We start from the raw sequence: 410 nt of genomic DNA, 5'->3' as shown, positions 1-410 counted from the left end.
CCGTAGAATTAGCGTCTAATGGCAACTATGCCCAAATTAAAGTTACTGATACAGGCAAAGGCATTAATTCAGACTTTTTACCTTATGTGTTCGAGCATTTTCGGCAAGAAGATGGCGCAACTACCCGCAAGTTTGGTGGATTGGGTTTAGGACTTGCCATTGTCAAACAAATAATTGAAATGCACGGGGGAACAGTAACGGTAGATAGTCTGGGGAGCGAACAAGGGGCAACTTTTACCGTTCAAATTCCCTTAGCGCGATCGCCCTTACCATCAAATCCAACGCCGCCGGACGATCCAAAAAGCAGTTTAAGAAATAAGCGCATTTTGGTAGTAGATGATGAAGCAGATTCGCGCGAATTTCTTGCCTTTGTGCTAGAACAAGCCAATGCTGTTGTTACTACTGCAAGT

1 protein-coding gene is annotated in these 410 nt (G+C 44.1%); it reads left to right on the top strand.

All coding sequences use genetic code 11. The annotated features are described in order from the left end of the window. On the top strand, positions 1–410 hold a 410-nt coding region (locus HFC70_RS26525; RefSeq protein WP_246735975.1), incomplete at both ends, for an ATP-binding protein.

This window comes from Agrobacterium sp. a22-2 (assembly GCF_012276985.1).
Lineage (GTDB): Bacteria > Pseudomonadota > Alphaproteobacteria > Rhizobiales > Rhizobiaceae > Allorhizobium.
This window is presented reverse-complemented; position numbering and strand designations above follow the sequence as displayed.